The organism is Streptomyces sp. B8-7, from assembly GCF_058833805.1.
Genome location: NZ_JBYRRL010000001.1, coordinates 186,788 through 210,517 on the forward strand (window position 1 = coordinate 186,788; position 23,730 = coordinate 210,517).

At 69.4% G+C, this 23,730-nt stretch carries 34 protein-coding genes; all 34 read left to right on the plus strand.

Annotation, left to right across the window (positions count from 1 at the left end; genetic code table 11):
* Window positions 1-95: 95 nt before the first annotated feature.
* The 34 genes from tuf to AC5K6T_RS01005 all read left to right on the plus strand — a co-directional run bounded on the left by tuf (window position 96) and on the right by AC5K6T_RS01005 (window position 23,658).
* Window positions 96-1,289, plus strand: a complete 1,194-nt coding sequence (gene tuf / locus AC5K6T_RS00840; protein WP_493204809.1) for an elongation factor Tu — start codon at window positions 96-98, stop codon at window positions 1,287-1,289.
* Between the two features lie 528 nt (window positions 1,290-1,817).
* Window positions 1,818-2,657: a hypothetical protein gene (locus tag AC5K6T_RS00845; RefSeq protein WP_493204810.1), complete on the plus strand. Its 840-nt coding sequence runs from the start codon at window positions 1,818-1,820 to the stop codon at window positions 2,655-2,657.
* A gap of 251 nt (window positions 2,658-2,908) precedes the next feature.
* Entirely contained in the window at window positions 2,909-4,069 is a 1,161-nt protein-coding gene (locus tag AC5K6T_RS00850; RefSeq protein ID WP_493204811.1) for an acyltransferase family protein, read from the plus strand.
* A 437-nt stretch (window positions 4,070-4,506) separates the two neighbouring features.
* Window positions 4,507-5,082 carry a carboxymuconolactone decarboxylase family protein gene (locus tag AC5K6T_RS00855; RefSeq protein ID WP_493204812.1) on the plus strand — a complete coding sequence of 192 codons (576 nt, stop codon included), beginning with the start codon at window positions 4,507-4,509 and terminating at the stop codon, window positions 5,080-5,082.
* Between the two features lie 187 nt (window positions 5,083-5,269).
* Window positions 5,270-6,571 carry a hypothetical protein gene (locus AC5K6T_RS00860; RefSeq protein WP_493204813.1) on the plus strand — a complete coding sequence of 434 codons (1,302 nt, stop codon included), beginning with the start codon at window positions 5,270-5,272 and terminating at the stop codon, window positions 6,569-6,571.
* A gap of 896 nt (window positions 6,572-7,467) precedes the next feature.
* Entirely contained in the window at window positions 7,468-7,776 is a 309-nt protein-coding gene (gene rpsJ, locus AC5K6T_RS00865; RefSeq protein ID WP_003948644.1) for a 30S ribosomal protein S10, read from the plus strand.
* A 17-nt stretch (window positions 7,777-7,793) separates the two neighbouring features.
* Complete coding sequence (gene rplC / locus AC5K6T_RS00870) at window positions 7,794-8,438, plus strand: 50S ribosomal protein L3 (RefSeq protein ID WP_014674369.1); 645 nt, start codon at window positions 7,794-7,796, stop codon at window positions 8,436-8,438.
* Between the two features lie 8 nt (window positions 8,439-8,446).
* A complete protein-coding gene (gene rplD, locus AC5K6T_RS00875) occupies window positions 8,447-9,106 on the plus strand; it encodes a 50S ribosomal protein L4 (RefSeq protein WP_493204814.1) in 660 nt (219 codons plus the stop codon).
* Window positions 9,106-9,525 carry a 50S ribosomal protein L23 gene (gene rplW / locus AC5K6T_RS00880; RefSeq protein WP_493204815.1) on the plus strand — a complete coding sequence of 140 codons (420 nt, stop codon included), beginning with the start codon at window positions 9,106-9,108 and terminating at the stop codon, window positions 9,523-9,525. Before rplD ends, rplW begins: the two co-directional genes overlap by 1 nt.
* A gap of 40 nt (window positions 9,526-9,565) precedes the next feature.
* Window positions 9,566-10,402 carry a 50S ribosomal protein L2 gene (rplB, locus tag AC5K6T_RS00885; RefSeq protein WP_386980388.1) on the plus strand — a complete coding sequence of 279 codons (837 nt, stop codon included), beginning with the start codon at window positions 9,566-9,568 and terminating at the stop codon, window positions 10,400-10,402.
* 12 nt (window positions 10,403-10,414) lie between these two features.
* On the plus strand, window positions 10,415-10,696 hold the full coding sequence (gene rpsS / locus AC5K6T_RS00890; RefSeq protein ID WP_356692142.1) for a 30S ribosomal protein S19: 282 nt from the start codon (window positions 10,415-10,417) through the stop codon (window positions 10,694-10,696).
* Between the two features lie 41 nt (window positions 10,697-10,737).
* Window positions 10,738-11,085, plus strand: coding sequence for a 50S ribosomal protein L22 (gene rplV / locus AC5K6T_RS00895; protein WP_003998827.1), 348 nt, complete (start codon window positions 10,738-10,740; stop codon window positions 11,083-11,085).
* Window positions 11,085-11,903: a 30S ribosomal protein S3 gene (gene rpsC, locus AC5K6T_RS00900; RefSeq protein WP_493204816.1), complete on the plus strand. Its 819-nt coding sequence runs from the start codon at window positions 11,085-11,087 to the stop codon at window positions 11,901-11,903. Before rplV ends, rpsC begins: the two co-directional genes overlap by 1 nt.
* A 5-nt stretch (window positions 11,904-11,908) precedes the next feature.
* Window positions 11,909-12,328 carry a 50S ribosomal protein L16 gene (rplP, locus tag AC5K6T_RS00905; RefSeq protein WP_029380975.1) on the plus strand — a complete coding sequence of 140 codons (420 nt, stop codon included), beginning with the start codon at window positions 11,909-11,911 and terminating at the stop codon, window positions 12,326-12,328.
* Window positions 12,328-12,552 carry a 50S ribosomal protein L29 gene (rpmC, locus tag AC5K6T_RS00910; RefSeq protein WP_007494763.1) on the plus strand — a complete coding sequence of 75 codons (225 nt, stop codon included), beginning with the start codon at window positions 12,328-12,330 and terminating at the stop codon, window positions 12,550-12,552. Before rplP ends, rpmC begins: the two co-directional genes overlap by 1 nt.
* Window positions 12,552-12,836, plus strand: a complete 285-nt coding sequence (rpsQ, locus tag AC5K6T_RS00915; RefSeq protein WP_153539280.1) for a 30S ribosomal protein S17 — start codon at window positions 12,552-12,554, stop codon at window positions 12,834-12,836. Before rpmC ends, rpsQ begins: the two co-directional genes overlap by 1 nt.
* Before the next feature lie 99 nt (window positions 12,837-12,935).
* Entirely contained in the window at window positions 12,936-13,304 is a 369-nt protein-coding gene (rplN, locus tag AC5K6T_RS00920; RefSeq protein ID WP_055718836.1) for a 50S ribosomal protein L14, read from the plus strand.
* Window positions 13,305-13,306: 2 nt separating this feature from the next.
* A complete protein-coding gene (rplX, locus tag AC5K6T_RS00925) occupies window positions 13,307-13,630 on the plus strand; it encodes a 50S ribosomal protein L24 (protein ID WP_493204817.1) in 324 nt (107 codons plus the stop codon).
* The gene (gene rplE, locus AC5K6T_RS00930) at window positions 13,630-14,187 is read left to right on the plus strand and encodes a 50S ribosomal protein L5 (protein WP_493204818.1); all 558 of its coding nucleotides are present in this window, start codon (window positions 13,630-13,632) and stop codon (window positions 14,185-14,187) included. The genes rplX and rplE overlap by 1 nt, the downstream gene beginning before the upstream one ends.
* Window positions 14,188-14,192: 5 nt before the next feature.
* On the plus strand, window positions 14,193-14,378 hold the full coding sequence (locus AC5K6T_RS00935; protein WP_003956452.1) for a type Z 30S ribosomal protein S14: 186 nt from the start codon (window positions 14,193-14,195) through the stop codon (window positions 14,376-14,378).
* A 242-nt stretch (window positions 14,379-14,620) separates the two neighbouring features.
* Entirely contained in the window at window positions 14,621-15,019 is a 399-nt protein-coding gene (rpsH, locus tag AC5K6T_RS00940) for a 30S ribosomal protein S8 (RefSeq protein WP_351354146.1), read from the plus strand.
* Between the two features lie 24 nt (window positions 15,020-15,043).
* A complete protein-coding gene (rplF, locus tag AC5K6T_RS00945; RefSeq protein ID WP_493204819.1) occupies window positions 15,044-15,583 on the plus strand; it encodes a 50S ribosomal protein L6 in 540 nt (179 codons plus the stop codon).
* Window positions 15,584-15,586: 3 nt separating this feature from the next.
* Window positions 15,587-15,970, plus strand: a complete 384-nt coding sequence (gene rplR / locus AC5K6T_RS00950; RefSeq protein ID WP_402496603.1) for a 50S ribosomal protein L18 — start codon at window positions 15,587-15,589, stop codon at window positions 15,968-15,970.
* 37 nt (window positions 15,971-16,007) lie between these two features.
* Entirely contained in the window at window positions 16,008-16,613 is a 606-nt protein-coding gene (gene rpsE / locus AC5K6T_RS00955; RefSeq protein WP_019753099.1) for a 30S ribosomal protein S5, read from the plus strand.
* A 2-nt stretch (window positions 16,614-16,615) separates the two neighbouring features.
* The gene (gene rpmD, locus AC5K6T_RS00960) at window positions 16,616-16,798 is read left to right on the plus strand and encodes a 50S ribosomal protein L30 (protein WP_003998814.1); all 183 of its coding nucleotides are present in this window, start codon (window positions 16,616-16,618) and stop codon (window positions 16,796-16,798) included.
* A gap of 2 nt (window positions 16,799-16,800) precedes the next feature.
* Entirely contained in the window at window positions 16,801-17,256 is a 456-nt protein-coding gene (gene rplO / locus AC5K6T_RS00965; RefSeq protein WP_055493178.1) for a 50S ribosomal protein L15, read from the plus strand.
* A 234-nt stretch (window positions 17,257-17,490) separates the two neighbouring features.
* Entirely contained in the window at window positions 17,491-18,804 is a 1,314-nt protein-coding gene (secY, locus tag AC5K6T_RS00970) for a preprotein translocase subunit SecY (protein WP_493204820.1), read from the plus strand.
* Window positions 18,804-19,460 carry an adenylate kinase gene (locus AC5K6T_RS00975; RefSeq protein WP_493204821.1) on the plus strand — a complete coding sequence of 219 codons (657 nt, stop codon included), beginning with the start codon at window positions 18,804-18,806 and terminating at the stop codon, window positions 19,458-19,460. Before secY ends, AC5K6T_RS00975 begins: the two co-directional genes overlap by 1 nt.
* Window positions 19,461-19,909: 449 nt before the next feature.
* The gene (gene map / locus AC5K6T_RS00980) at window positions 19,910-20,746 is read left to right on the plus strand and encodes a type I methionyl aminopeptidase (protein ID WP_493204822.1); all 837 of its coding nucleotides are present in this window, start codon (window positions 19,910-19,912) and stop codon (window positions 20,744-20,746) included.
* Window positions 20,747-20,901: 155 nt separating this feature from the next.
* Window positions 20,902-21,123, plus strand: coding sequence for a translation initiation factor IF-1 (gene infA, locus AC5K6T_RS00985; protein WP_003948620.1), 222 nt, complete (start codon window positions 20,902-20,904; stop codon window positions 21,121-21,123).
* Between the two features lie 60 nt (window positions 21,124-21,183).
* Window positions 21,184-21,297 (plus strand): 50S ribosomal protein L36, encoded by a 114-nt coding sequence (gene rpmJ, locus AC5K6T_RS00990; protein ID WP_003948619.1) that lies wholly within the window; start codon window positions 21,184-21,186, stop codon window positions 21,295-21,297.
* 202 nt (window positions 21,298-21,499) lie between these two features.
* On the plus strand, window positions 21,500-21,880 hold the full coding sequence (gene rpsM, locus AC5K6T_RS00995) for a 30S ribosomal protein S13 (protein ID WP_015658452.1): 381 nt from the start codon (window positions 21,500-21,502) through the stop codon (window positions 21,878-21,880).
* Window positions 21,881-21,945: 65 nt separating this feature from the next.
* Entirely contained in the window at window positions 21,946-22,350 is a 405-nt protein-coding gene (gene rpsK, locus AC5K6T_RS01000) for a 30S ribosomal protein S11 (protein ID WP_003956432.1), read from the plus strand.
* A gap of 285 nt (window positions 22,351-22,635) precedes the next feature.
* Window positions 22,636-23,658, plus strand: a complete 1,023-nt coding sequence (locus tag AC5K6T_RS01005) for a DNA-directed RNA polymerase subunit alpha (protein ID WP_362090629.1) — start codon at window positions 22,636-22,638, stop codon at window positions 23,656-23,658.
* Window positions 23,659-23,730 lie beyond the last annotated feature (72 nt).

Genomic DNA, 23,730 nt, shown 5'->3' on the forward strand with positions numbered 1-23,730 from the left:
CGGACGGAATGCCCCCGGGTTCCGGGCCTTTACAGCAAAGATCACCTGGCGCCGTTGAAGCAAAGGCGTACAGAACCACTCCCAGGAGGACCCCAGTGGCGAAGGCGAAGTTCGAGCGGACTAAGCCGCACGTCAACATCGGCACCATCGGTCACATCGACCACGGTAAGACCACCCTGACGGCGGCCATTACCAAGGTGCTGCACGAGGCGTACCCGGAACTGAACGAGGCCACCCCGTTCGACAACATCGACAAGGCGCCCGAGGAGCGCCAGCGCGGTATCACCATCTCCATCGCGCACGTCGAGTACCAGACCGAGGCGCGTCACTACGCCCACGTCGACTGCCCGGGTCACGCGGACTACATCAAGAACATGATCACCGGTGCCGCGCAGATGGACGGCGCGATCCTCGTGGTCGCCGCCACCGACGGCCCGATGCCGCAGACCAAGGAGCACGTGCTCCTGGCCCGCCAGGTCGGCGTTCCGTACATCGTCGTCGCCCTGAACAAGGCCGACATGGTGGACGACGAGGAGATCCTGGAGCTCGTCGAGCTCGAGGTCCGTGAGCTCCTCTCCGAGTACGAGTTCCCGGGCGACGACCTGCCGGTCGTCAAGGTCTCCGCGCTCAAGGCCCTCGAGGGCGAGGCCGAGTGGACCCAGTCCGTCCTCGACCTGATGAAGGCCGTCGACGAGTCCATCCCGGAGCCCGAGCGCGACGTCGACAAGCCGTTCCTGATGCCGATCGAGGACGTCTTCACCATCACCGGTCGCGGTACGGTCGTCACCGGCCGCATCGAGCGTGGTGTCCTCAAGGTCAACGAGACCGTCGACATCATCGGCATCAAGACCGAGAAGACCACCACCACGGTCACCGGCATCGAGATGTTCCGCAAGCTGCTCGACGAGGGCCAGGCCGGTGAGAACGTCGGTCTGCTGCTCCGCGGCATCAAGCGCGAGGACGTCGAGCGCGGCCAGGTCATCATCAAGCCGGGCTCGGTCACCCCGCACACCGAGTTCGAGGCCACGGCGTACATCCTGTCCAAGGACGAGGGTGGCCGCCACACGCCGTTCTTCAACAACTACCGCCCGCAGTTCTACTTCCGTACCACGGACGTGACCGGCGTCGTGCACCTCCCCGAGGGCACCGAGATGGTCATGCCGGGCGACAACACCGACATGCGCGTCGAGCTGATCCAGCCCGTCGCCATGGAGGAGGGCCTGAAGTTCGCCATCCGTGAGGGTGGCCGGACCGTGGGCGCCGGCCAGGTCACCAAGATCGTCAAGTAAGTCCCGCTTACTGACGGTCGCTCGACCTGGTCGTTCGACCGGTCGGCTCGACGAGCAACCCGACGGGGCCCGCACGACTTCGGTCGTGCGGGCCCCGTCCGCCGTTCCCGGGGTCGGGCGTTCCCGGGTCCGCCGTTCCTGGGGTCCAGCCGTTCCTGGGGTCGGGCGTTCCCGGGGTCCGGCGTTCCCGGGGTCGGGCGTTCCCGGGGTTCGTCGGCCGCCCGGCGTCTCTCGTCCGCGGGGCCGTCGTTCCCGAGGTCCGTGGCCCGAGGTGCCTCGGGCGGGCCCGCGGCGCGCGCGGGGCGTCGGCGTGCGGGAGCCGCGGCCCCGTCCGGTGCGCGGGGGCGCGGGCGGGCCCCGACCGGTGCGCGGGGGCGCGGCGCCCGCCGTGGGGCCCTGCGAGCAGTGGGCTGCGGGGGCTGACCGCCATGTCGCTACGGGTTCGTTATGCAGGGGGGACGTGTGCGCGCGTTCCGTCCGGGCAGGTGCGCGGGGCACGCTCGTACCCGGACCAAGGGGGATCCACACATGAGGACACGACACAGACCGCTGATGCTCGCGGTGGCCGGCCTGTCGGCGGCCGCCGCGCTCGCCGCCTGCGGGCCGGACGACATGAAGGCGGCGCACGACGGCACGCCCTCCGCGTCGGCCTCGGCGGACACCGCCGCCACCGCGCCGGGGGCGGCGTCCGCGTCCGCCGCCCCCGGGTCCTCCTCCGCCTCGCCGGGCACCTCGGCGTCGGCGACCGCGGCACCCTCGCCGTCCCCCTCCGCCTCCGCCTCCCCCTCCGCCTCCGCCTCCGCCCCCGCGCGCGCGACCGCGTCGGCGAGCCCGGCGCCGCGCCCCGCCCGCACCACCGCCCCGGCCCCCGCACCCCGCCCCGCCTGGCCGCGGGTCACCGTCGCCGGCCTGTCCTTCGAGATCCCGCCGACCTGGATGGTCGACCGGTACGGCGACACCGCCTGTGTGCAGCCCGCCCGCCACACCGGCCTGCCCCGCATGTTCGGCTGCGCGGGCCTCGGCGTCCGCTCCGGCTCCGTCCGCGGCTACGAGGGCAGCGCCTACGCCGCGGGCCAGGCCGGCGGGTGGTACGCCGCCAACGACGTGCAGCCCTGCCCGTTCGGGGCGGACCGCGCCGACGGCTCCTTCAACGGCATCAGCGGCGTCCACACCGCCCCGGTCGACTCCGGCCTGCGCCCCGTGGGCAGCCACCGGGCGGCCTACGACCGCTGGACCGCGACCTGCTGGGACGGGCGCCGCTTCTCGCCCCAGGCCTGGTACCTCCCGGTCTCCCGGGTCCTCTTCCTCGACTACACCGGCCACGCCGAGACGGCCCGCATCCTGCGGTCGGTCCGCTTCCCCGGCTGACCCCCGGCCCCCGCCCCGCACGGTGTCGGGAGGATCGCGGCCACCCTCGCGGCGCAGGCAGCCGTCCGGCGCGGTTCCGCCCCGGATGCCGGTGGCCGCGATCCTCCCGACCAAAGCCCCAGCCCCCCTGCGGGGCGGTGTCCGGGTGAATGCTGCGCGAACGGTGGGGAACGGCTTGGCGTGTGGGCCGGAGTGAGGTGGGTGCGCGGGAGAGGATGAGCCTTTCGGCAGACGTAAGACGTACGACGAGGATGATCGGCTTGTCTCTCATACGTGGCGCGCAGCCCCTCCCGCCGCTCACCGCGCGCCCGCCCGAGCCCCGCCGGACCGCGCCCGTGTCCTCCCGCCGGGAGCGGCCGCGGCTGTACGCGGTCGACGGCATCCGCCTCCTGGCCGCCCTCCTCGTCGCCGTGCACCACTACGCGGGCACGCGCCGCGTGGACCAGCCGCACAACCCGATCTGGGACCGGCCGGTGTCGGACATCATGCCGACGGTGTTCCGGTTCGCGACGTACGGCTGGATCGGCGTCGAGATCTTCTTCGTGATCAGCGGCTTCGTGATCTGCATGTCGTGCTGGGGGCGCACACCGCGGCAGTTCTTCGTCTCCCGGGTGATACGGCTGTACCCGGCCTACTGGTTCGCGGTGCTGTTCACCACCGTGGCGGTGACGATGCTGCCGGGGGTGTGGGAGCGGCTGCGCTGGCGGGACGTGCTGCTCAACCTCACCATGCTCCAGTCCGGCTCCGGCGTGCACAACGTGGACGGCGTGTACTGGACCCTGTGGTCCGAGCTCCGCTTCTACCTGCTGTTCCTGCTCGTCGTGGCGACCGGGCTGACCTACCGCAAGGTGGTGCTCTTCTGCTGCGTGTGGGGCGCCGCGGCGATGCTCGCCCCGGTGGCGCACCTGCCGCTGCTGGAGCTGGCCGCCAACCCCGACGGCGCCTGGTACTTCATCGCCGGCCTCGCCCTGTACCTGATGCATCGCTTCGGCCCGGACCTGCTGCTGTGGGGCATCCTCGGCCTGTCCTGGCTGATGGCCCAGCGCGAACTGGGGCTGCGCATCGACGAGGTGGAGCATGTGTCGGGCTGGCGGGGGGCGGTGCTGATCTACACCGTGTTCCTCGCGCTGATGGTCGCCGTCGCCCTCGGCCGGACCGACCGGGTGCGCTGGAAGTGGCTGGTCACGGCCGGGTGCCTGACCTACCCCCTCTACCTCATGCACTACGCGGCCGGCACGGCGGTGATCGCCCGCCTGCGCGACCAGATGGACGCCCGGCTGCTGGTCGCGCTGGTGCTCGCCGCGTTCCTGCTGCTGAGCTGGCTGGTGCACCGGTTCGTCGAACGCCCCCTGGCACAGAGGATGAAGCAGGGCCTGGACGCCTCCTTCACCCGCCTGCGCTCCGGCAGCTGACCGTCACGCCCGGTCCTTCGCGAGTGCGCCGGGAACCACGGGGTCCTCAACGCGCACCCGAAGGTGCGGTGTCCTGATTCCAGCGCGGTCCCGTGGGTTCGCGCGGGACGTACGGGAGCGCTGGGAGGTGCGGGGTGGTTGCCGGGGCGGGGGCGGGCGGGGGGTGTGCCCGCTGGCCGGTCGTCGGCGTCGTGCATAGGCTCGGACTCAGGGCTTCCCGGAGTGCCCGGACGGGCGCCGCTCACCGTGCCGCGGTACGGGACGGCCGGTCGTCCTCCGCCGACGCGGTCCGAAGCCGAGGGCGCGGGCGCCGGGGCCGGTGTCCCGGGGCAGGGCGCGTCGCCGAGCCGGCACCCCGGGAGTGCCGGTCGGCCGAGAGGCCGGAGTGCCGGGCCGGTGGGAGACCGGAAGCCGGTCGGGCGAGAGAGGGGACATCGATGCCTTCGCTACGCCCCGAGAACCTGCCGAAGCTCGACCTGCCCGAGGACGGGGAACTCGACGCGGAGACGGCGGCGTTCCTCGCGTCGTTGCCGCGGCTGAACGTGTGGCGGATGATCGCCAGGACCGGCATGGCCCGGGAGTACCAGGCGCTGCTGTCCGCGATGTTCGGACCCCACTGGATTCCCGGTGCGGACCGGGAGGTCATCGCCCTGCGGACGTTCCGGCAGAACTCCTCGGACTACGAGGTCCCGCAGCACTTCGTGCTGGCCGAGGCCGTCGGGCTCTCCCGGGAGGCCGGCCAGGCCGTCCTGGACGACGAACCGGACCGGCTGGCGCCCTGGCTGCGGCGGCTCTGTCACATGGTGGACGACATGGCCGCGAAGGCGAAGCTGGACGCCGAGCAGGTGCGGGAGCTCGTGTCGCACTACGGCAGCCAGGACAAGGCCGCGCAGGCCATCATGATCATGGCCTGGTTCCAGATGCTGACCCGCTTCGTGGACTCGACCGGGGTCCCGATCGACGCCGGGCCGGACGCCTACTCCGGACTGTCGGCGCCCACCGGGAGCGGCTAGGCGGTGGCCCGGGGCCGGCGGGGCGGCGGTGGTTCGGGTAGCGGTTCGGTCACGGGTTTCGCACGATCATGCACAGGACTGTGCACGGGGTGTCGCGGGCCAGAAGGATGGCCTGTGGTGATCTTGTGCGGCTCGGACGCGCGGGTTCTCCGGATCTCCCTGCCGTCCATCTCCTGAGAGTGACCCCGTGAGCACCGTTCAGCCTCCCGAGCGTCCAGACGAACAGCCGGGGGACGGGGGGTCGTCCCCGTCCGACGCGCAGTGGGAGGACTTTCTGCGGCAGGCCGCAGAGGACGGCGGGCGGGGAGCGCCCAAGGAGCCCTCCGCGCGGGCGCGCGTCGTGGCCCGGCGGCTGCGGGAGCAGGACGCGCGGGCGGCGTCCGGGGGCGGAAGGCGGCGCAGGTGGTGGGGGAAGCGGGTGGCCGAGCCCGGGCCCTGGACCCCGCCGGGGTGGCGTACCGGGCCCGCCTGGCAGGAGATGAACGGGCGCGCCGCGCGGCGCCGCCGGACCGGGTCCGTGGTCGGGGTCGTGCTGGTCGTCGCGCTCGCCGTCGTCGCCGTACGGCCCTCGCTGGTGCTGGACCGGATTCCCGGCGCCCGGGAGGACGGAGCGACCAGCGGTGCGCCGCTGCCCGGTGAAACGTCCCTGCTGCCGGCCGAGACCGCCCTGCCCTCGGCCGCGCCCGGCGCGGTGCAGGACTCCTCGCTGCCCACCCTCGCGCATCCCTTCCGCGGGTCGCCCGCCCTGCGGTGGGCCGACGGGGCCGACGCCATCGAGCTGCCCGAGGCGGAGGCCGTGTCCGGACTGAGCAGGGAGCGTGTGGCGCAGGCGCTGCGGCGCACCAAGGAGTTCCTGGTCGCCACGAACCTCGACCCGGCCGTGCTGCGCGGCGGCACGCCCGAGAAGGCGTTCGCCCTGCTCGACCCCGCGTACCCGGACCGCGTGTCCGGTCTGCGGAGGATGCTGAGCGAGCCGACCGTCGAGGACAACCCCGTGGACCTCATCAGCCGCTTCGATCCCGACGAGGTCCGCCTCGCCGGTGAGGTGGTGAAGGTCCGCGGCCACCTGACGTTCAAGGCCGGCAAGCCGGGCATCGTGCGCGTCGAGGCCGACTACTCCTTCGTCTACCCGGTCGTACGGGCCCACGGCGGAAGCGATGTCGTCGCCCGCACCATCGTCCGGCGCTACGTGGCCGTGAGCGTGGCCGACCCCGGCAGATGGCAGGCGACCGAGGGCAGGCTCCGCCTGGAGACCTGGGGCGACAGTCGCGGCAACGACGCCTGCGAGTCCGGCGACGGCTTCCTCCACCCCTCCTTCCCCGACGACCTCCTCACCGGCGGCTCCGAGTCCACCGTGCGGCCCACCGGCCCCGCCGAGGACCCCTACGACCGCAGCCGACCGCTGGCGGAGGCGGAGGCGGGGGCGGACGAGGGGACGGACGAGGGGACGGACGGGAGCCCCGGGTGCGGGACGGTCACCCGGACCTGACCCGCCCCGGCAGCCCCGGCAGGAGCGGCAGGCAGGAGCGCGAGCGGCCCGGGGGCGCGTACGGGACGGCCGGCCGCGGCCCTCGCGCTCCGGCAGGGGTGGCGGGCCGGCGGGCGCCGGACAGGGCGGTGGCGGCGCACTCCTTCAGATGGCGGGCAGGAGCGCCGCGGCCGGGCACCCGCCTTCGGGGGCGGGCAGGGCCGGCGCGGTTCGAGGGCGGCCACCGCGGCGGTGACGAAGGCGGGGCGTGCGTGGTCGCCGCCCCGGCCCGGCGGGGTCTTCCTCCGCGACGCGGGGCAATCCGGCGACGGAGCGTGCCTCGCCCTCGCCCCGGAGGCCGGGGCCGGTTTCGCCTCCGGCGTCGGGGAGCAGGGGGAGCGCCGTCGTGTGAGCCGGCCGTACCGCGCCGAAGCGCCTGCGGTCGACCGTGGCGACCTGCCGGCGGCCGGTGGATCCGGGCCGGCCACGCCGGCCGGGCGCCGGGTTTGACCTGCGTCACGCCCGGGGTATTCTCTCCGGCTCGATTGGCGTCTGCCATGCCCCGTATGGCAGACTGTCGGAGTTGCTCGGTCGAGTGTTGATGCTGCGCGCCTCCCGCCGGGAGGACTGGAAGCGAGTCCCACAGTACTCGTCGCCCTAACTGCCTTCGGGCAGCACTGGGGCGGACGTACGGGAATCTTCCGGGAAGCGTGGGCGCGGCACCGGCCAGGCACCCGGTGGGCCTTCCGCCCCCGGCTTGCGGTTCCGGAAGGGCCGTGTGCATTCCCCGCAGGGATGTTCGAACAAGGGGCATCTGTGTCAGCGGGAGCGCGACACGCCCGACCGCGTGGGTCGGAGGACTGGATGTCGGAACACCGGGTTCCGGAGCGTAAGAGAGACAGGACTACTGAGTAGCCATGGCGGGACAGAAGATCCGCATCCGGCTCAAGGCCTACGACCACGAGGTCATCGACTCCTCGGCGAAGAAGATCGTCGAGACGGTGACCCGCACTGGTGCGTCGGTCGCGGGCCCGGTGCCGCTGCCCACTGAGAAGAACGTGTACTGCGTCATCAAGTCGCCGCACAAGTACAAGGACTCGCGCGAGCACTTCGAGATGCGCACGCACAAGCGCCTGATCGACATCCTCGACCCCACCCCCAAGACCGTTGACTCTCTGATGCGACTCGACCTGCCGGCCGGTGTCGACATCGAGATCAAGCTCTGAGGGTCGGTGAGCTGAGAATGGCTAAGCAGATCAAGGGCATCCTGGGCGAGAAGCTCGGCATGACGCAGGTGTGGGACGAGAACAACCGCGTTGTTCCGGTCACCGTCGTCAAGGCCGGCCCCAACGTCGTCACCCAGGTCCGTACGAACGACGTCGACGGCTACGAGTCGGTCCAGATCGCCTTCGGCGAGATCGACCCGCGCAAGGTGAACAAGCCCCTCAAGGGCCACTTCGCCAAGGCCGACGTCACCCCCCGTCGCCACCTCGTCGAGATCCGCACCGCGGACGCCTCCGAGTACACGCTGGGCCAGGAGATCACCGCCGAGGTGTTCGAGGCCGGCGTGAAGGTCGACGTGACCGGCAAGAGCAAGGGCAAGGGCTTCGCCGGTGTCATGAAGCGCCACAACTTCCGTGGCCTCGGCGCCGGACACGGCACCCAGCGCAAGCACCGCTCGCCCGGTTCCATCGGTGGCTGCGCCACCCCGGGCCGCGTGTTCAAGGGCCTCCGCATGGCGGGTCGCATGGGCAACGAGCGGGTCACCACCCAGAACCTGACCGTCCACGCCGTTGACGCGGAGAAGGGTCTGCTGCTCATCAAGGGCGCGGTTCCCGGTCCGAACGGCGGCCTCGTCCTGGTCCGCACCGCGGCCAAGGGGGCCTGAGGTAACCGATGAGCACTGTTGACATCCTTTCGCCGGCGGGCGACAAGGCCGGTTCCGTCGAGCTCCCCGCGGAGATCTTCGACGCCAAGGTCAGCGTTCCGCTGATCCACCAGGTCGTCGTCGCGCAGCTGGCCGCTGCCCGTCAGGGCACGCACAAGACGAAGACCCGCGGCGAGGTCCGTGGCGGCGGCAAGAAGCCGTACCGCCAGAAGGGCACCGGTCGCGCCCGTCAGGGTTCGACCCGCGCGCCGCAGTTCGCCGGCGGTGGCGTCGTGCACGGCCCCCAGCCGCGTGACTACTCGCAGCGGACCCCGAAGAAGATGAAGGCCGCCGCCCTGCGCGGTGCCCTCACCGACCGGGCCCGCCACAACCGCATCCACGTCGTCTCCGGCGTGGTCGAGGGCGAGGTCTCCACCAAGGCCGCGAAGACGCTGTTCGGCAAGATCTCGGAGCGCAAGAACCTGCTCCTGGTCGTCGAGCGCGCCGACGAGGCCGCGTGGCTCTCCGCCCGCAACCTGCCCCAGGTTCACATCCTGGAGCCGGGCCAGCTGAACACGTACGACGTTCTCGTCTCCGACGACGTGGTCTTCACCCAGGCCGCCTTCGAGTCCTTCGTGTCCGGACAGCCGGCTGGCCGGTCCACCGACACCGAAGGGACTGAGGTCTGATGGCTATCCGTCACCCCGCCGTCGCCTCGAAGGCCGCCAAGAAGGCCAAGGAGGCGCGCGTCAAGAAGGCGCGTCGTCACGCCGCCGAAGGCAAGAACACGGTCGTCACCCCGGTCAGCAAGGCGTACACGGACCCCCGTGACGTGCTGATCCGCCCGGTGGTCTCCGAGAAGAGCTACGCGCTCCTGGACGAGAACAAGTACACGTTCATCGTCGACCCGCGCTCCAACAAGACCCAGATCAAGCAGGCCGTCGAGACGGTCTTCGAGGTCAAGGTCACCGGGGTCAACACGATCAACCGCATCGGCAAGCGCAAGCGGACCCGCACGGGCTTCGGCCAGCGTGCCGCCACCAAGCGCGCGATCGTGACCCTCGCCGAGGGCGACCGTATCGACATCTTCGGCGGTCCGACCGCCTGAGGGCGGTCCGGACCGTCCGATATCGGACGAGGACTGAGAAATGGGAATCCGCAAGTACAAGCCGACTACGCCGGGCCGTCGTGGCGCCAGCGTCGCCGACTTCGTCGAGGTCACGCGGTCCACGCCGGAGAAGTCGCTGGTTCGCCCCCTGCACAGCAAGGGTGGCCGTAACAACTCCGGTCGTGTGACCGTCCGCCACCAGGGTGGTGGCCACAAGCGCGCCTACCGAGTGATCGACTTCCGTCGTCACGACAAGGACGGCGTGCCGGCGAAGGTCGCGCACATCGAGTACGACCCCAACCGCACCGCGCGCATCGCGCTCCTGCACTACGCGGACGGCGAGAAGCGCTACATCCTGGCCCCCCGGGGCCTGAACCAGGGCGACCGGATCGAGAACGGCCCCGGCGCCGACATCAAGCCCGGCAACAACCTGGCGCTCCGCAACATCCCGGTCGGTACGACGATCCACTCCGTGGAGCTTCGTCCGGGTGGCGGTGCCAAGTTCGCCCGCTCCGCCGGTGCCTCCGTGCAGCTGCTCGCGAAGGAGGGCTCGATGGCCCACCTCCGCATGCCGTCCGGTGAGATCCGCCTGGTCGACGTGCGCTGCCGCGCCACCGTCGGCGAGGTCGGCAACGCCGAGCAGAGCAACATCAACTGGGGCAAGGCCGGCCGCAAGCGGTGGCTGGGCGTCCGCCCGACCGTCCGTGGTGTCGTCATGAACCCGGTCGACCACCCGCACGGTGGTGGTGAGGGCAAGACCTCCGGTGGCCGCCACCCGGTCAGCCCGTGGGGCAAGAAGGAAGGCCGTACTCGTTCGCCCAAGAAGGCGTCGAACAAGTACATCGTCCGCCGCCGCAAGACGAACAAGAAGCGCTAAGGACGGGTTGAGATGCCTCGTAGCTTGAAGAAGGGGCCCTTCGTCGACGACCACCTGCTCAAGAAGGTGGACGCCCAGAACGAAGCCGGCACCAAGAACGTCATCAAGACCTGGTCCCGCCGCTCCATGATCGTGCCGGCCATGCTGGGCCACACGCTGGCGGTGCACAACGGCAAGACCCACATCCCGGTGTTCGTCACCGAGTCGATGGTCGGCCACAAGCTCGGCGAGTTCTCGCCGACGCGCACCTTCCGGGGTCACGTCAAGGACGACCGGAAGTCGAAGCGCCGCTAAGCGGATCGCGTTCAGACACGTAAGAAACTGAAGGGACAACCATGGAAGCCAGGGCCCAGGCGCGGTACATCCGCGTCACGCCCATGAAGGCCCGCCGCGTGGTGGACCTCATCCGTGGCATGGACGCCACGGAGGCCCAGGCCGTCCTGCGATTCGCTCCGCAGGCTGCCTCCGTGCCGGTCGGCAAGGTGCTCGACAGCGCCATCGCCAACGCCGCGCACAACTACGACCACACGGACGCCTCCTCGCTGTTCATCAGCGAGGCGTACGTCGACGAGGGCCCGACCCTGAAGCGGTTCCGTCCGCGTGCCCAGGGCCGTGCCTACCGGATCCGCAAGCGGACCAGCCACATCACCGTGGTCGTCGCCAGCAAGGAAGGAACCCGGTAATGGGCCAGAAGGTAAACCCGCACGGGTTCCGGCTCGGTGTCACCACGGACTTCAAGAGCCGCTGGTACGCCGACAAGCTGTACAAGGACTACGTCAAGGAAGACGTCGCCATCCGTCGGATGCTGACGTCCGGCATGGAGCGCGCCGGCATCTCGAAGGTGGAGATCGAGCGCACCCGTGACCGTGTCCGCGTGGACATCCACACCGCGCGTCCGGGCATCGTGATCGGCCGCCGCGGCGCGGAGGCCGACAAGATCCGCGGTCAGCTGGAGAAGCTGACGGGCAAGCAGGTCCAGCTGAACATCCTCGAGGTCAAGAACCCCGAGACCGACGCCCAGCTGGTCGCCCAGGCCGTCGCCGAGCAGCTGTCCTCCCGTGTCTCCTTCCGCCGTGCCATGCGCAAGAGCATGCAGTCGGCCATGAAGGCGGGCGCCAAGGGCATCAAGATCCAGTGCGGTGGCCGCCTCGGCGGCGCCGAGATGTCCCGCTCGGAGTTCTACCGCGAGGGCCGCGTGCCCCTGCACACGCTCCGCGCGAACGTGGACTACGGCTTCTTCGAGGCCAAGACGACCTTCGGCCGCATCGGCGTGAAGGTCTGGATCTACAAGGGCGACGTCAAGAACATCGCCGAGGTCCGTGCCGAGAACGCCGCGGCCCGTGCGGGCAACCGCCCGGCGCGCGGCGGCTCCGACCGCCCGGCCCGTGGTGGCCGCGGTGGCGAGCGGCGCGGTCGCAAGCCGCAGCAGGCTGCCGGCGCCGAGGCCCCCAAGGCCGAGGCCCCCGCCGCTCCGGCTGAGAGCACCGGAACGGAGGCCTGACCGACATGCTGATCCCCCGTAGGGTCAAGCACCGCAAGCAGCACCACCCGAAGCGCAACGGTATGTCCAAGGGTGGAACGCAGGTTGCGTTCGGCGAGTACGGCATCCAGGCGCTGACCCCGGCGTACGTCACGAACCGCCAGATCGAAGCGGCTCGTATCGCCATGACCCGCCACATCAAGCGTGGCGGCAAGGTCTGGATCAACATCTACCCGGACCGCCCCCTCACCAAGAAGCCGGCCGAGACCCGCATGGGTTCCGGTAAGGGTTCCCCGGAGTGGTGGGTCGCCAACGTCAAGCCCGGACGCGTCATGTTCGAGCTGTCGTACCCCAACGAGAAGATCGCCCGTGAGGCGCTGACCCGTGCGGCCCACAAGCTGCCGATGAAGTGCCGGATCGTCAAGCGCGAGGCAGGTGAAGCGTGATGTCGGCCGGTACCAAGGCGTCCGAGCTGCGCGAGCTGGGCAACGAGGAGCTTCTGGCGAAGCTCCGCGAGGCCAAGGAAGAGCTGTTCAACCTCCGCTTCCAGGCGGCTACGGGGCAGCTCGAGAACCACGGCCGTCTGAAGGCGGTCCGCAAGGACATCGCGCGGATCTACACCCTGATGCGCGAGCGTGAGCTGGGCATCGAAACGGTGGAGAACGCCTGATGAGCGAGAAGAACGTGACTGAGAACACCGAGGCGCGCGGCTTCCGCAAGACCCGCGAGGGTCTGGTCGTCAGCGACAAGATGGACAAGACCGTCGTCGTCGCCGTCGAGGACCGCGTCAAGCACGCGCTGTACGGCAAGGTCATCCGCCGTACCAACAAGCTCAAGGCGCACGACGAGCAGAACGCCGCGGGTGTCGGCGACCGCGTCCTCCTCATGGAGACCCGGCCGCTGTCCGCGACGAAGCGCTGGCGCGTCGTCGAGATCCTCGAGAAGGCCAAGTAAACCTCCTGCGGGGCACCCCTCGCAGGACAGTTCCGCCAGGCTCCAGGGGCCGCTCGGTGAGCGGCCCCTGGGGAACCGGCAGACGATCAGGAGATAGACGTGATCCAGCAGGAGTCGCGACTGCGCGTCGCCGACAACACTGGTGCGAAGGAAATCCTTTGCATCCGTGTGCTCGGTGGCTCCGGTCGCCGCTACGCGGGCATCGGTGACGTCATCGTCGCCACCGTCAAGGACGCGATCCCCGGTGGCAACGTGAAGAAGGGCGACGTCGTCAAGGCTGTCGTCGTGCGCACCGTCAAGGAGCGCCGTCGTCCGGACGGCTCGTACATCCGCTTCGACGAGAACGCCGCCGTCATCCTCAAGAACGACGGCGACCCTCGCGGCACCCGTATCTTCGGCCCGGTCGGCCGTGAGCTGCGCGAGAAGAAGTTCATGAAGATCATCTCGCTCGCGCCGGAGGTGCTGTAAGCATGAAGATCAAGAAGGGCGACCTGGTCCAGGTCATCACCGGCAAGGACAAGGGCAAGCAGGGCAAGGTCATTGCCGCTTACCCGCGCGAGGAGCGCGTCCTGGTCGAGGGTGTCAACCGGGTCAAGAAGCACACGAAGGCCGGCCCGACCGCTCGCGGTTCCCAGGCCGGCGGCATCGTGACCACCGAGGCGCCGATCCACGTCTCCAACGTCCAGCTGGTCGTGGAGCAGGACGGCAAGAAGGTCGTCACGCGTGTCGGTTACCGCTTCGACGACGAAGGCAACAAGATCCGCGTTGCCAAGCGGACGGGTGAGGACATCTGATGGCTACCACCACCACTCCGCGTCTGAAGACGAAGTACCGCGAGGAGATCGCGGGCAAGCTGCGTGACGAGTTCAAGTACGAGAACGTCATGCAGGTCCCGGGCCTCGTCAAGATCGTGGTCAACATGGGTGTGGGCGACGCCGCCCGCGACTCCAAGCTGATCGACGGCGCCGTGCGCGACCTCACCACGATCACCGGTCAGAAGCCGGCCGTCACCAAGGCCCGCAAGTCCATCGCGCAGTTCAAGCTGCGCGAGGGTCAGCCGATCGGTGCCCACGTCACGCTCCGTGGCGACCGCATGTGGGAGTTCCTGGACCGCACCCTGTCGCTCGCGCTGCCGCGCATCCGCGACTTCCGCGGCCTGTCCCCCAAGCAGTTCGACGGCCGTGGCAACTACACCTTCGGTCTCACGGAGCAGGTCATGTTCCACGAGATCGACCAGGACAAGATCGACCGCGTCCGGGGTATGGACATCACCGTGGTCACCACGGCGACCAACGACGAAGAGGGCCGTGCCCTTCTGCGTCACCTCGGCTTCCCGTTCAAGGAGGCGTGAGCGAGATGGCGAAGAAGGCTCTCATCGCGAAGGCTGCTCGCAAGCCCAAGTTCGGCGTGCGCGCGTACACCCGCTGCCAGCGCTGCGGTCGTCCGCACTCCGTCTACCGCAAGTTCGGCCTCTGCCGCGTGTGCCTTCGTGAGATGGCTCACCGTGGCGAGCTGCCGGGCGTGACCAAGAGCTCCTGGTAATCCCCGTAACAAGGGATTCCTGGACCTCTCGGTAAGCAACCGGGCCGGCAGAGGCCGTCGCTCTCATGGCGTAGGCTAGGAGGGTTGGGCCTCTGCCGCCCTGACGCCCGCGGACACAGAGTCCGCAAGTAATTGCTTACTACGCCGTAGGTCCCCGCACCGCACCCGTCCCGTCTGAAGAAGTACGGGGAGAGGGATGGCGCATATAGGAAACCCCGGCGAGAAAGGCCACAGGCCAATTCATGACCATGACTGATCCGATCGCAGACATGCTGACGCGTCTGCGGAACGCGAACTCGGCGTACCACGACTCCGTGGCGATGCCGCACTCGAAGATCAAGTCGCACATCGCGGAGATCCTCCAGCAGGAGGGCTTCATCACGGGCTGGAAGGTCGAGGACGCCGAGGTCGGCAAGAGCCTCGTCCTGGAGCTGAAGTTCGGCCCCAACCGTGAGCGCTCCATCGCGGGCATCAAGCGGATCTCCAAGCCCGGTCTCCGGGTTTACGCGAAGTCCACCAACCTGCCGAAGGTGCTCGGCGGCCTCGGCGTGGCGATCATCTCCACGTCCCACGGGCTCCTCACCGACAAGCAGGCCGGCAAGAAGGGCGTGGGTGGGGAAGTCCTCGCCTACGTCTGGTAGCAGAAGGGAACGGAGGAAACAGCTATGTCGCGTATCGGCAAGCTCCCCATCGCGGTTCCCGCCGGCGTGGACGTCACCATCGACGGCCGTACGGTCAAGGTCAAGGGCCCCAAGGGCGAGCTGACCCACACCGTCGTGGCGCCGATCGAGATCGCCAAGGGCGAGGACGGCACCCTGCAGGTGACCCGCCCCAACGACGAGCGTCAGAGCAAGGCCCTGCACGGCCTCTCCCGCACGCTGGTGGCGAACATGATCACCGGCGTGACCCAGGGTTACGTGAAGAAGCTCGAGATCAGCGGTGTCGGTTACCGCGTGACCGCCAAGGGCGCGAACCTCGAGTTCGCGCTCGGTTACAGCCACCCGATCCTCGTCGAGGCCCCCGAGGGCATCTCCTTCAAGGTCGAGGCTCCGACCCGTTTCTCGGTCGAGGGCATCGACAAGCAGAAGGTCGGCGAGGTCGCGGCCAACATCCGCAAGCTGCGCAAGCCCGACCCGTACAAGGCCAAGGGCGTCAAGTACGAGGGCGAAGTCATCCGCCGCAAGGTCGGAAAGGCGGGTAAGTAAGCCATGGCATACGGGCAGAAGATCCTGAAGGGCGACGCCTACAAGCGCGCCGCGATCAAGCGCCGCCACCTGCGGATCCGCAAGCGGATCAACGGTACGGCGGAGCGTCCCCGTCTCGTCGTGACCCGCTCCAACCGCCACATCGTGGCGCAGGTGATCGACGACCTGAAGGGCCACACCCTGGCCTCGGCGTCCACGCTGGACGCCTCCGTGCGGGGTGGCGAGGGCGACAAGTCCGCGCAGGCCAAGCAGGTCGGCGCCCTGGTCGCCGAGCGGGCCAAGGCCGCCGGTGTCGAGGCCGTCGTGTTCGACCGCGGTGGCAACCAGTACGCCGGGCGCATCGCCGCCCTGGCGGACGCCGCCCGCGAGGCCGGGCTCAAGTTCTGAGCCGCCGTAGCTAGCGGAAAAAGAGAGAGGTAATCCAATGGCTGGACCCCAGCGCCGCGGCAGCGGTGCCGGTGGCGGCGAGCGGCGGGACCGGAAGGGCCGTGACGGCGGCGCTGCTGCCGCCGAGAAGACCGCGTACGTAGAGCGCGTCGTCGCGATCAACCGTGTCGCCAAGGTTGTGAAGGGTGGTCGTCGCTTCAGCTTCACCGCGCTGGTCGTGGTGGGCGACGGTGACGGCACCGTGGGTGTCGGTTACGGCAAGGCCAAGGAGGTGCCGGCCGCCATCGCCAAGGGCGTTGAGGAGGCCAAGAAGCACTTCTTCAAGGTCCCCCGCATCCAGGGCACCATCCCTCACCCCATCCAGGGCGAGAAGGCTGCCGGTGTCGTGCTCCTCAAGCCGGCCTCGCCGGGTACCGGTGTGATCGCCGGTGGTCCCGTGCGTGCCGTGCTGGAGTGCGCCGGCATCCACGACGTGCTGTCGAAGTCGCTCGGCTCCGACAACGCGATCAACATCGTGCACGCGACCGTGGAGGCCCTCAAGGGCCTGCAGCGTCCCGAGGAGATCGCGGCCCGCCGCGGTCTGCCGCTCGAGGACGTCGCCCCCGCGGCTCTCCTGCGTGCGCGTGCCGGGGCAGGTGCGTAATCATGGCGCAGCTCAAGATCACGCAGGTCAAGTCCTACATCGGCAGCAAGCAGAACCACCGTGACACGCTGCGGTCGCTTGGTCTCAAGGGGATCAACACCGTGGTCGTCAAGGAGGACCGCCCCGAGTTCCGCGGCATGGTGCACACCGTCCGCCACCTCGTGACGGTCGAGGAGGTCGACTGATCATGGCGGAGCAGAACCCGCTCAAGATCCACAACCTCCGTCCGGCCCCCGGCGCCAAGACCGCCAAGACCCGTGTCGGTCGTGGTGAGGCGTCGAAGGGTAAGACGGCCGGTCGTGGTACCAAGGGCACCAAGGCCCGCTACCAGGTTCCGGAGCGCTTCGAGGGCGGCCAGATGCCGCTGCACATGCGCCTCCCGAAGCTGAAGGGCTTCAAGAACCCGTTCAAGACCGAGTACCAGGTCGTGAACCTGGACAAGCTCGCCGCCCTCTACCCCGAGGGCGGGGAGGTCACGGTCGCGGACCTGGTCGCCAAGGGTGCCGTTCGCAAGAACAGCCTCGTCAAGGTCCTCGGCCAGGGCGAGATCTCCGTGGCGCTGCAGGTGACGGTGGACGCCGTCTCCGGCTCCGCCAAGGAGAAGATCACCGCCGCCGGCGGTACCGTCACCGAGCTCGTCTGACTCCGTCAGGCGTCTCGATGACATGAGCGATCCCGACCGGGGATACCCCACAAAAGGGGTATCCCCGGTTGGTCGTTCCTAGGGTGGCAGTCTCGCCGGTAAGGTGGCCTGCACTGCCAACTTTCACGAGATGCCCCGGCCGGGGCACCTTGAGCGGCAGTTGACCGTTACGTATTCGTCGAACCTCAAGACCGTCACCCTTGACGCACTGGCGCGGGGGTCGCAGGAGGCACCGTGCTCACCGCGTTCGCCCGGGCGTTCAAGACGCCCGACCTGCGCAAGAAGCTCCTCTTCACGCTCGGCATCATCGTGGTGTACCGGGTCGGTACCCACATCCCGATCCCCGGCGTGGACTACCGCGCCGTACAGGCGTGCGTGGACCAGGCATCCGGCAACCAGGGCCTGTTCGGTCTGGTCAACATGTTCAGCGGCGGTGCGCTGCTCCAGATCACGATCTTCGCGCTGGGAATCATGCCGTACATCACGGCGAGCATCATCCTCCAGCTGCTGACCGTGGTCATCCCGCGCCTGGAGGCCCTCAAGAAGGAGGGGCAGGCGGGTACCGCGAAGATCACGCAGTACACCCGCTACCTCACGGTGGCGCTGGCCGTCCTCCAGGGCACCGGTCTGGTCGCCACCGCCCGCAGCGGCGCGCTGTTCAGCGGCTGCCCGCAGGCCGGCTCGATCGTGCCGGACCAGTCGATCTTCGTGACCATCACGATGGTCATCACCATGACCGCCGGTACGGCCACCGTCATGTGGCTCGGTGAGCTGATCACCGACCGCGGCATCGGCAACGGCATGTCCATCCTGATGTTCATCTCCATCGCCGCCACCTTCCCGGCCGCCCTGTGGTCGATCAAGGAGCAGGGTGACCTCGCGGACGGCTGGATCGAGTTCGGCACCGTCATCCTCGTCGGCCTGGTGATGGTCGGCCTGGTGGTCTTCGTCGAGCAGGCCCAGCGCCGGATCCCCGTGCAGTACGCGAAGCGGATGATCGGGCGCCGTGCCTACGGCGGTACGTCCACGTACATCCCGCTGAAGGTGAACCAGGCCGGTGTGATCCCGGTCATCTTCGCCTCCTCGCTGCTCTACATCCCGGCGCTGATCGCTCAGTTCTCGAACAGCAACTCGGGCTGGAAGACCTGGATCGAGTCCAATCTCGTCCGCGGTGACCACCCGATTTACATCACGATGTACTTTCTGCTCATCGTGTTCTTCGCCTTCTTCTATGTGGCCATCTCCTTCAACCCCGAAGACGTTGCCGACAACATGAAGAAGTATGGTGGCTTCATCCCGGGCATCCGGGCTGGCCGACCGACCGCTGAGTACCTGTCGTACGTGCTCAACCGGATCACCTGGCCGGGCTCGCTGTATCTGGGTCTGATCGCTCTCGTCCCGACGATGGCGTTGGTCGGTTTCAATGCAAACCAGAACTTCCCGTTCGGTGGAACCAGCATCCTGATCATCGTGGGTGTGGGCCTCGAGACGGTGAAGCAGATCGAGAGCCAGCTCCAGCAGCGCAATTACGAAGGGTTCCTCCGCTGATGCGAATCGTCCTCGTCGGGCCGCCGGGCGCGGGTAAGGGCACGCAGGCCACCCGACTCGCCGAGAAGCTCCGCGTACCGCACATCTCCACGGGCGACCTGTTCCGCGCCAACATCAGCCGGCAGACGGAGCTCGGCAAGCTCGCGAAGTCCTACATGGACGCCGGGAACCTCGTCCCCGACGAGGTCACCATCGCCATGGCCAAGGACCGCATGGAGCAGCCCGACGCCGAGAACGGCTTCCTGCTCGACGGCTTCCCGCGCAACGTCTCGCAGGCCGAGGCGCTGGACGAGCTGCTGCAGGGCGAGGACATCACGCTGGACGCGGTGCTGGACCTGGAGGCGCCCGAGGAGGAGGTCGTCAAGCGGATCGCCGGCCGGCGCATCTGCCGCAACGACTCCGCCCACGTCTTCCACGTGACGTACAAGAAGCCGGCGAAGGACGGCGTCTGCGACGTCTGCGGCGGTGAGCTGTACCAGCGCGACGACGACACCGAGGCGACGGTCCGCAACCGGCTGGAGGTCTACCACACGCAGACCGAGCCGATCATCGACTACTACAAGACCCAGGGCCTGGTCGTCACCATCGAGGCGATGGGCCCGGTCGACGAGGTCACCGAGCGCGCGCTGGCCGCGCTCACGCGCGAGGACGCGTAACCCCGCCCGCCCCGCGTACAGCCGCGGCTCCCGCCGAACGGGGCCGCGGCTGCGGCGTGCGGGCCCTGCGGGAGCGGCCCGGAGCCGTTGCGGCGCGGGCCGGACCGCGGCTTCCCGCCGCGGCGCCGGCTCCCGGTGCGTCGGCCGCGCGGTCCGCGGGGTGCCCGTCCGCGGCCGTGCGGTGCGCGGGTCGCTCCCCGTCCGCGGCCGCCCGGTGCGGCCCCCGGACGGCGGCCGTCCCGCCTCCTCGGCCGCCCCCGCCCGTAGCCCGCATGCCGGGCGCCGTGCGCGGGCCCGCCCCGTCGCGGTCCGCTGCCGCCCGGCCGCGCGCCCCGGGGTGTGCACCGGCGGCGCGGCCGGCCGGTCCGCCGTGCGAGTTCAGCCCCGGCCCGCTGCCACGTATCGTGGACAGCGCCCCACCCCCCGGTCCGAGAAAGGCCCCGTTCCCCATGGTGCAGATCAAGTCCCCCGAGCAGATCGCCACGATGCGTGCGGCGGGCCTGGTCGTGGCCGCCATCCACGCGGCCACCCGTGAGGCCGCGGTGCCCGGGGCCACCACGAAGGACCTGGACGAGGTGGCGCGCAAGGTCCTCGCCGAGCACGGTGCCAAGTCGAACTTCCTCGGCTACGGCGGCTTCCCCGCGACGATCTGCACCTCCGTGAACGAGGTCGTCGTCCACGGCATCCCGTCCGAGGACGTCGTCCTCAAGGACGGCGACATCATCTCCATCGACTGCGGCGCGATCGTCGACGGCTGGCACGGCGACGCCGCCTACACCGCGTTCGTGGGGTCCGGTCACGCGCCGGAGCTGGTCGAGCTCTCCCGGGTGACCGAGGAGTCGATGTGGGCCGGCATCGCCGCGATGAAGCAGGGCAACCGCCTCGTCGACATCTCCAAGGCGATCGAGACCTACATCCGCCGCCAGCCCCGGGTGGGCGGCGGCCGCTACGGCATCGTCGAGGACTACGGCGGCCACGGCATCGGCACCGAGATGCACATGGACCCGCACCTGCTGAACTACGTCGACCGGCGCCGCGGCAAGGGCCCGCGCCTGGTGCCCGGCTTCTGCCTGGCCATCGAGCCGATGGTGTCCCTGGGCACCCCGCGCACCGAGGTCCTGGAGGACGACTGGACGGTCGTCACCACCGACGGCACCTGGTCCTCCCACTGGGAGCACTCCGTCGCCCTCACCGAGCAGGGCCCCCTGGTGCTGACCGCCCCCGACGGCGGCCGGGCCAAGCTCGCCGAGTACGGCATCACGGCCGCGCCCGATCCGCTGGCGTAAGGATCTCCCCGACGGGGCAGACTGCCTCGATTCGTCTTTCCGGGTGCCCTGACGTAGACTGACTCGTCGGCTCTTGTGTACCCGCATGTCCGCATGCCCGCGGACAGTGCGGCCCGCACAGAGCCGATCAAGGTAGTCGATTCGAAGGGCGAAGCGTGGCCAAGAAGCAAGGTGCCATCGAGATCGAGGGCACTGTCGTCGAGTCTCTGCCGAACGCCATGTTCAAGGTCGAGCTCCAGAACGGCCACCAGGTCCTGGCACACATCAGCGGCAAGATGCGCATGCACTACATCCGCATCCTCCCTGACGACCGGGTCGTGGTGGAGCTGTCTCCGTACGACCTGACGCGTGGCCGGATCGTCTACCGTTACAAGTAGATCTTGCCCGGGTCCCGTGTGAGCGGGGCCGCCGGCAACTGACCCGGAGAGCCTCACCCCATGAAGGTCAAGCCGAGCGTCAAGAAGATCTGCGACAAGTGCAGGGTGATCCGCCGTCACGGCCGGGTCATGATCATCTGTGACAACCCGCGCCACAAGCAGCGCCAGGGCTGATCGCACACCGATCTCACCCTCTGCACCTCTGCCGCAGAGTTTCGCGCGACGCGAGCTGAATATGTTCATACGCAGGACCCGGACGGGAAGTCTTCCGTCCGACACCCCCGGTTTCGGAGGCCGGGGACCCAGTTCGTACCTCGTACGGCGGCTGGGAGCCGGTTCTGCGGAAGACCTCCGAAGAATCACCAGGAGCCATTGAATGGCACGCGTTTCCGGTGTTGACATCCCGCGCGACAAGCGCGTGGAGGTCGCCCTCACCTACGTGTTCGGCATCGGCCGGACCCTCTCGCAGGCGACGCTGGCGGCGACCGGCGTCGACCCCAACACCCGCGTCCGCGACCTGAGCGAAGAGCAGCTCGTCGCGATCCGCGAGTACGTCGACAACAACATCAAGACCGAGGGTGACCTCCGTCGTGAGATCCAGGCCGACATCCGCCGCAAGGTGGAGATCGGCTGCTACCAGGGTCTGCGTCACCGTCGCGGTCTGCCCGTCCGCGGTCAGCGCACCAGCACCAACGCCCGTACCCGCAAGGGCCCGCGTCGCGCCATCGCCGGCAAGAAGAAGCCGGGCAAGAAGTAGTCCGCAGCGGACACCTGTCCACGGTCTTCGCTGTAGGACCGACCACCTCCCGTAGGAGTTTGTAGATGCCCCCCAAGGGACGTCAGGGCGCTGCCAAGAAGGTGCGCCGCAAGGAAAAGAAGAACGTCGCTCACGGCCACGCGCACATCAAGAGCACGTTCAACAACACGATCGTGTCCATCACGGACCCGTCCGGCAACGTGATCTCCTGGGCCTCCGCCGGCCACGTCGGCTTCAAGGGCTCCCGGAAGTCCACGCCGTTCGCCGCGCAGATGGCCGCCGAGTCGGCTGCCCGCCGTGCCCAGGAGCACGGCATGCGCAAGGTCGACGTGTTCGTGAAGGGTCCGGGTTCCGGTCGTGAGACCGCGATCCGCTCCCTGCAGGCCACGGGTCTGGAGGTCGGCTCCATCCAGGACGTCACCCCCACCCCGCACAACGGCTGCCGTCCGCCGAAGCGCCGCCGGGTCTGATCCGCGGTCCGCGGCGGGTGGCCGTCGGCCGGGGGTGCGGGGGTTGTCCCCCGTACGACTGCGGTACGGCTGCCGTCCGCCGAAGCGCCGCCGGGTCTGATCCGCGGTCCGCGGCGGCCTCGGCCGCCGCGGGTCCGGTGCCGGTCCGCTTCCGGTGTGGTGTTCGGGCGGTACGTCCCTCAGGGCCGTGCCGCCCGTACCCTTGCAGTACCCGTGCTCTCCCGGGCGCGGTCTCCGTCGGGCGTCAAATAGCGGGCGTCCACGAAAGAAGGATCTGATCCACACATGCTGATCGCTCAGCGTCCCTCGTTGACCGAAGAGGTCGTCGACGAGTTCCGCTCCCGGTTCGTGATCGAGCCGCTGGAGCCGGGCTTCGGCTACACCCTCGGCAACTCCCTCCGCCGTACCCTCCTGTCCTCGATCCCGGGTGCCGCCGTCACCAGCATCCGCATCGACGGCGTCCTGCACGAGTTCACCACCGTGCCGGGCGTCAAGGAGGACGTCACCGACCTGATCCTCAACATCAAGCAGCTGGTCGTCTCCTCGGAGCACGACGAGCCGGTCGTGATGTACCTGCGCAAGCAGGGCCCGGGTCTGGTCACCGCCGCCGACATCGCGCCCCCGGCCGGTGTCGAGGTGCACAACCCCGACCTCGTCCTCGCCTCGCTCAACGGCAAGGGCAAGCTGGAGATGGAGCTGACCGTGGAGCGCGGTCGCGGCTACGTCTCCGCCGTGCAGAACAAGCAGGTGGGCCAGGAGATCGGCCGTATCCCGGTCGACTCGATCTACTCGCCGGTGCTCAAGGTCACGTACAAGGTCGAGGCCACGCGTGTCGAGCAGCGCACCGACTTCGACAAGCTGATCGTCGACGTCGAGACCAAGCAGGCCATGCGGCCGCGTGACGCCATGGCGTCGGCCGGCAAGACCCTGGTCGAGCTGTTCGGTCTCGCCCGCGAGCTGAACATCGACGCCGAGGGCATCGACATGGGCCCGTCCCCCACGGACGCCGCCCTGGCCGCCGACCTCGCGCTGCCGATCGAGGAGCTGGAGCTCACCGTCCGCTCCTACAACTGCCTCAAGCGCGAGGGCATCCACTCCGTGGGTGAGCTCGTCGCCCGCTCCGAGGCCGACCTGCTGGACATCCGCAACTTCGGCGCGAAGTCCATCGACGAGGTCAAGGCGAAGCTGGCCGGCATGGGCCTGGCCCTGAAGGACAGCCCGCCCGGATTCGACCCGACCGCCGCCGCCGACGCCTTCGGCGCCGACGACGACGCGGACGCCGGGTTCGTGGAGACCGAGCAGTACTGAGTGCTCCACCCCTTCCGGGGCGCCCCCTGGGGGACGCCCCGGATCTCCGACAGGCAAACCCGCCTGCTCGGA

Bases quoted from the DNA above. Each gene is read 5' to 3' on its own strand.
- rpsJ (WP_003948644.1), top strand. From the start codon at position 7,468: ATGGCGGGACAGAAGATCCGCATCCGGCTCAAGGCCTACGACCACGAG.
- rplR (WP_402496603.1), top strand. From the start codon at position 15,587: ATGGCATACGGGCAGAAGATCCTGAAGGGCGACGCCTACAAGCGCGCC.
- rpsC (WP_493204816.1), top strand. From the start codon at position 11,085: ATGGGCCAGAAGGTAAACCCGCACGGGTTCCGGCTCGGTGTCACCACG.
- rplP (WP_029380975.1), top strand. From the start codon at position 11,909: ATGCTGATCCCCCGTAGGGTCAAGCACCGCAAGCAGCACCACCCGAAG.
- AC5K6T_RS01005 (WP_362090629.1), top strand. From the start codon at position 22,636: ATGCTGATCGCTCAGCGTCCCTCGTTGACCGAAGAGGTCGTCGACGAG.
- AC5K6T_RS00975 (WP_493204821.1), top strand. From the start codon at position 18,804: ATGCGAATCGTCCTCGTCGGGCCGCCGGGCGCGGGTAAGGGCACGCAG.
- rpsM (WP_015658452.1), top strand. From the start codon at position 21,500: ATGGCACGCGTTTCCGGTGTTGACATCCCGCGCGACAAGCGCGTGGAG.
- rplF (WP_493204819.1), top strand. From the start codon at position 15,044: ATGTCGCGTATCGGCAAGCTCCCCATCGCGGTTCCCGCCGGCGTGGAC.
- rplX (WP_493204817.1), top strand. From the start codon at position 13,307: ATGAAGATCAAGAAGGGCGACCTGGTCCAGGTCATCACCGGCAAGGAC.
- AC5K6T_RS00855 (WP_493204812.1), top strand. From the start codon at position 4,507: ATGCCTTCGCTACGCCCCGAGAACCTGCCGAAGCTCGACCTGCCCGAG.
- rpsH (WP_351354146.1), top strand. From the start codon at position 14,621: ATGACCATGACTGATCCGATCGCAGACATGCTGACGCGTCTGCGGAAC.
- rplV (WP_003998827.1), top strand. From the start codon at position 10,738: ATGGAAGCCAGGGCCCAGGCGCGGTACATCCGCGTCACGCCCATGAAG.
- map (WP_493204822.1), top strand. From the start codon at position 19,910: ATGGTGCAGATCAAGTCCCCCGAGCAGATCGCCACGATGCGTGCGGCG.
- rplC (WP_014674369.1), top strand. From the start codon at position 7,794: ATGGCTAAGCAGATCAAGGGCATCCTGGGCGAGAAGCTCGGCATGACG.
- rplB (WP_386980388.1), top strand. From the start codon at position 9,566: ATGGGAATCCGCAAGTACAAGCCGACTACGCCGGGCCGTCGTGGCGCC.
- rpmD (WP_003998814.1), top strand. From the start codon at position 16,616: ATGGCGCAGCTCAAGATCACGCAGGTCAAGTCCTACATCGGCAGCAAG.
- rplO (WP_055493178.1), top strand. From the start codon at position 16,801: ATGGCGGAGCAGAACCCGCTCAAGATCCACAACCTCCGTCCGGCCCCC.
- rpsS (WP_356692142.1), top strand. From the start codon at position 10,415: ATGCCTCGTAGCTTGAAGAAGGGGCCCTTCGTCGACGACCACCTGCTC.
- rplD (WP_493204814.1), top strand. From the start codon at position 8,447: ATGAGCACTGTTGACATCCTTTCGCCGGCGGGCGACAAGGCCGGTTCC.
- rpsE (WP_019753099.1), top strand. From the start codon at position 16,008: ATGGCTGGACCCCAGCGCCGCGGCAGCGGTGCCGGTGGCGGCGAGCGG.
- rpmC (WP_007494763.1), top strand. From the start codon at position 12,328: ATGTCGGCCGGTACCAAGGCGTCCGAGCTGCGCGAGCTGGGCAACGAG.
- rplE (WP_493204818.1), top strand. From the start codon at position 13,630: ATGGCTACCACCACCACTCCGCGTCTGAAGACGAAGTACCGCGAGGAG.
- rplW (WP_493204815.1), top strand. From the start codon at position 9,106: ATGGCTATCCGTCACCCCGCCGTCGCCTCGAAGGCCGCCAAGAAGGCC.
- rpsQ (WP_153539280.1), top strand. From the start codon at position 12,552: ATGAGCGAGAAGAACGTGACTGAGAACACCGAGGCGCGCGGCTTCCGC.
- rpsK (WP_003956432.1), top strand. From the start codon at position 21,946: ATGCCCCCCAAGGGACGTCAGGGCGCTGCCAAGAAGGTGCGCCGCAAG.
- AC5K6T_RS00845 (WP_493204810.1), top strand. From the start codon at position 1,818: ATGAGGACACGACACAGACCGCTGATGCTCGCGGTGGCCGGCCTGTCG.
- AC5K6T_RS00935 (WP_003956452.1), top strand. From the start codon at position 14,193: ATGGCGAAGAAGGCTCTCATCGCGAAGGCTGCTCGCAAGCCCAAGTTC.
- rpmJ (WP_003948619.1), top strand. From the start codon at position 21,184: ATGAAGGTCAAGCCGAGCGTCAAGAAGATCTGCGACAAGTGCAGGGTG.
- AC5K6T_RS00850 (WP_493204811.1), top strand. From the start codon at position 2,909: ATGATCGGCTTGTCTCTCATACGTGGCGCGCAGCCCCTCCCGCCGCTC.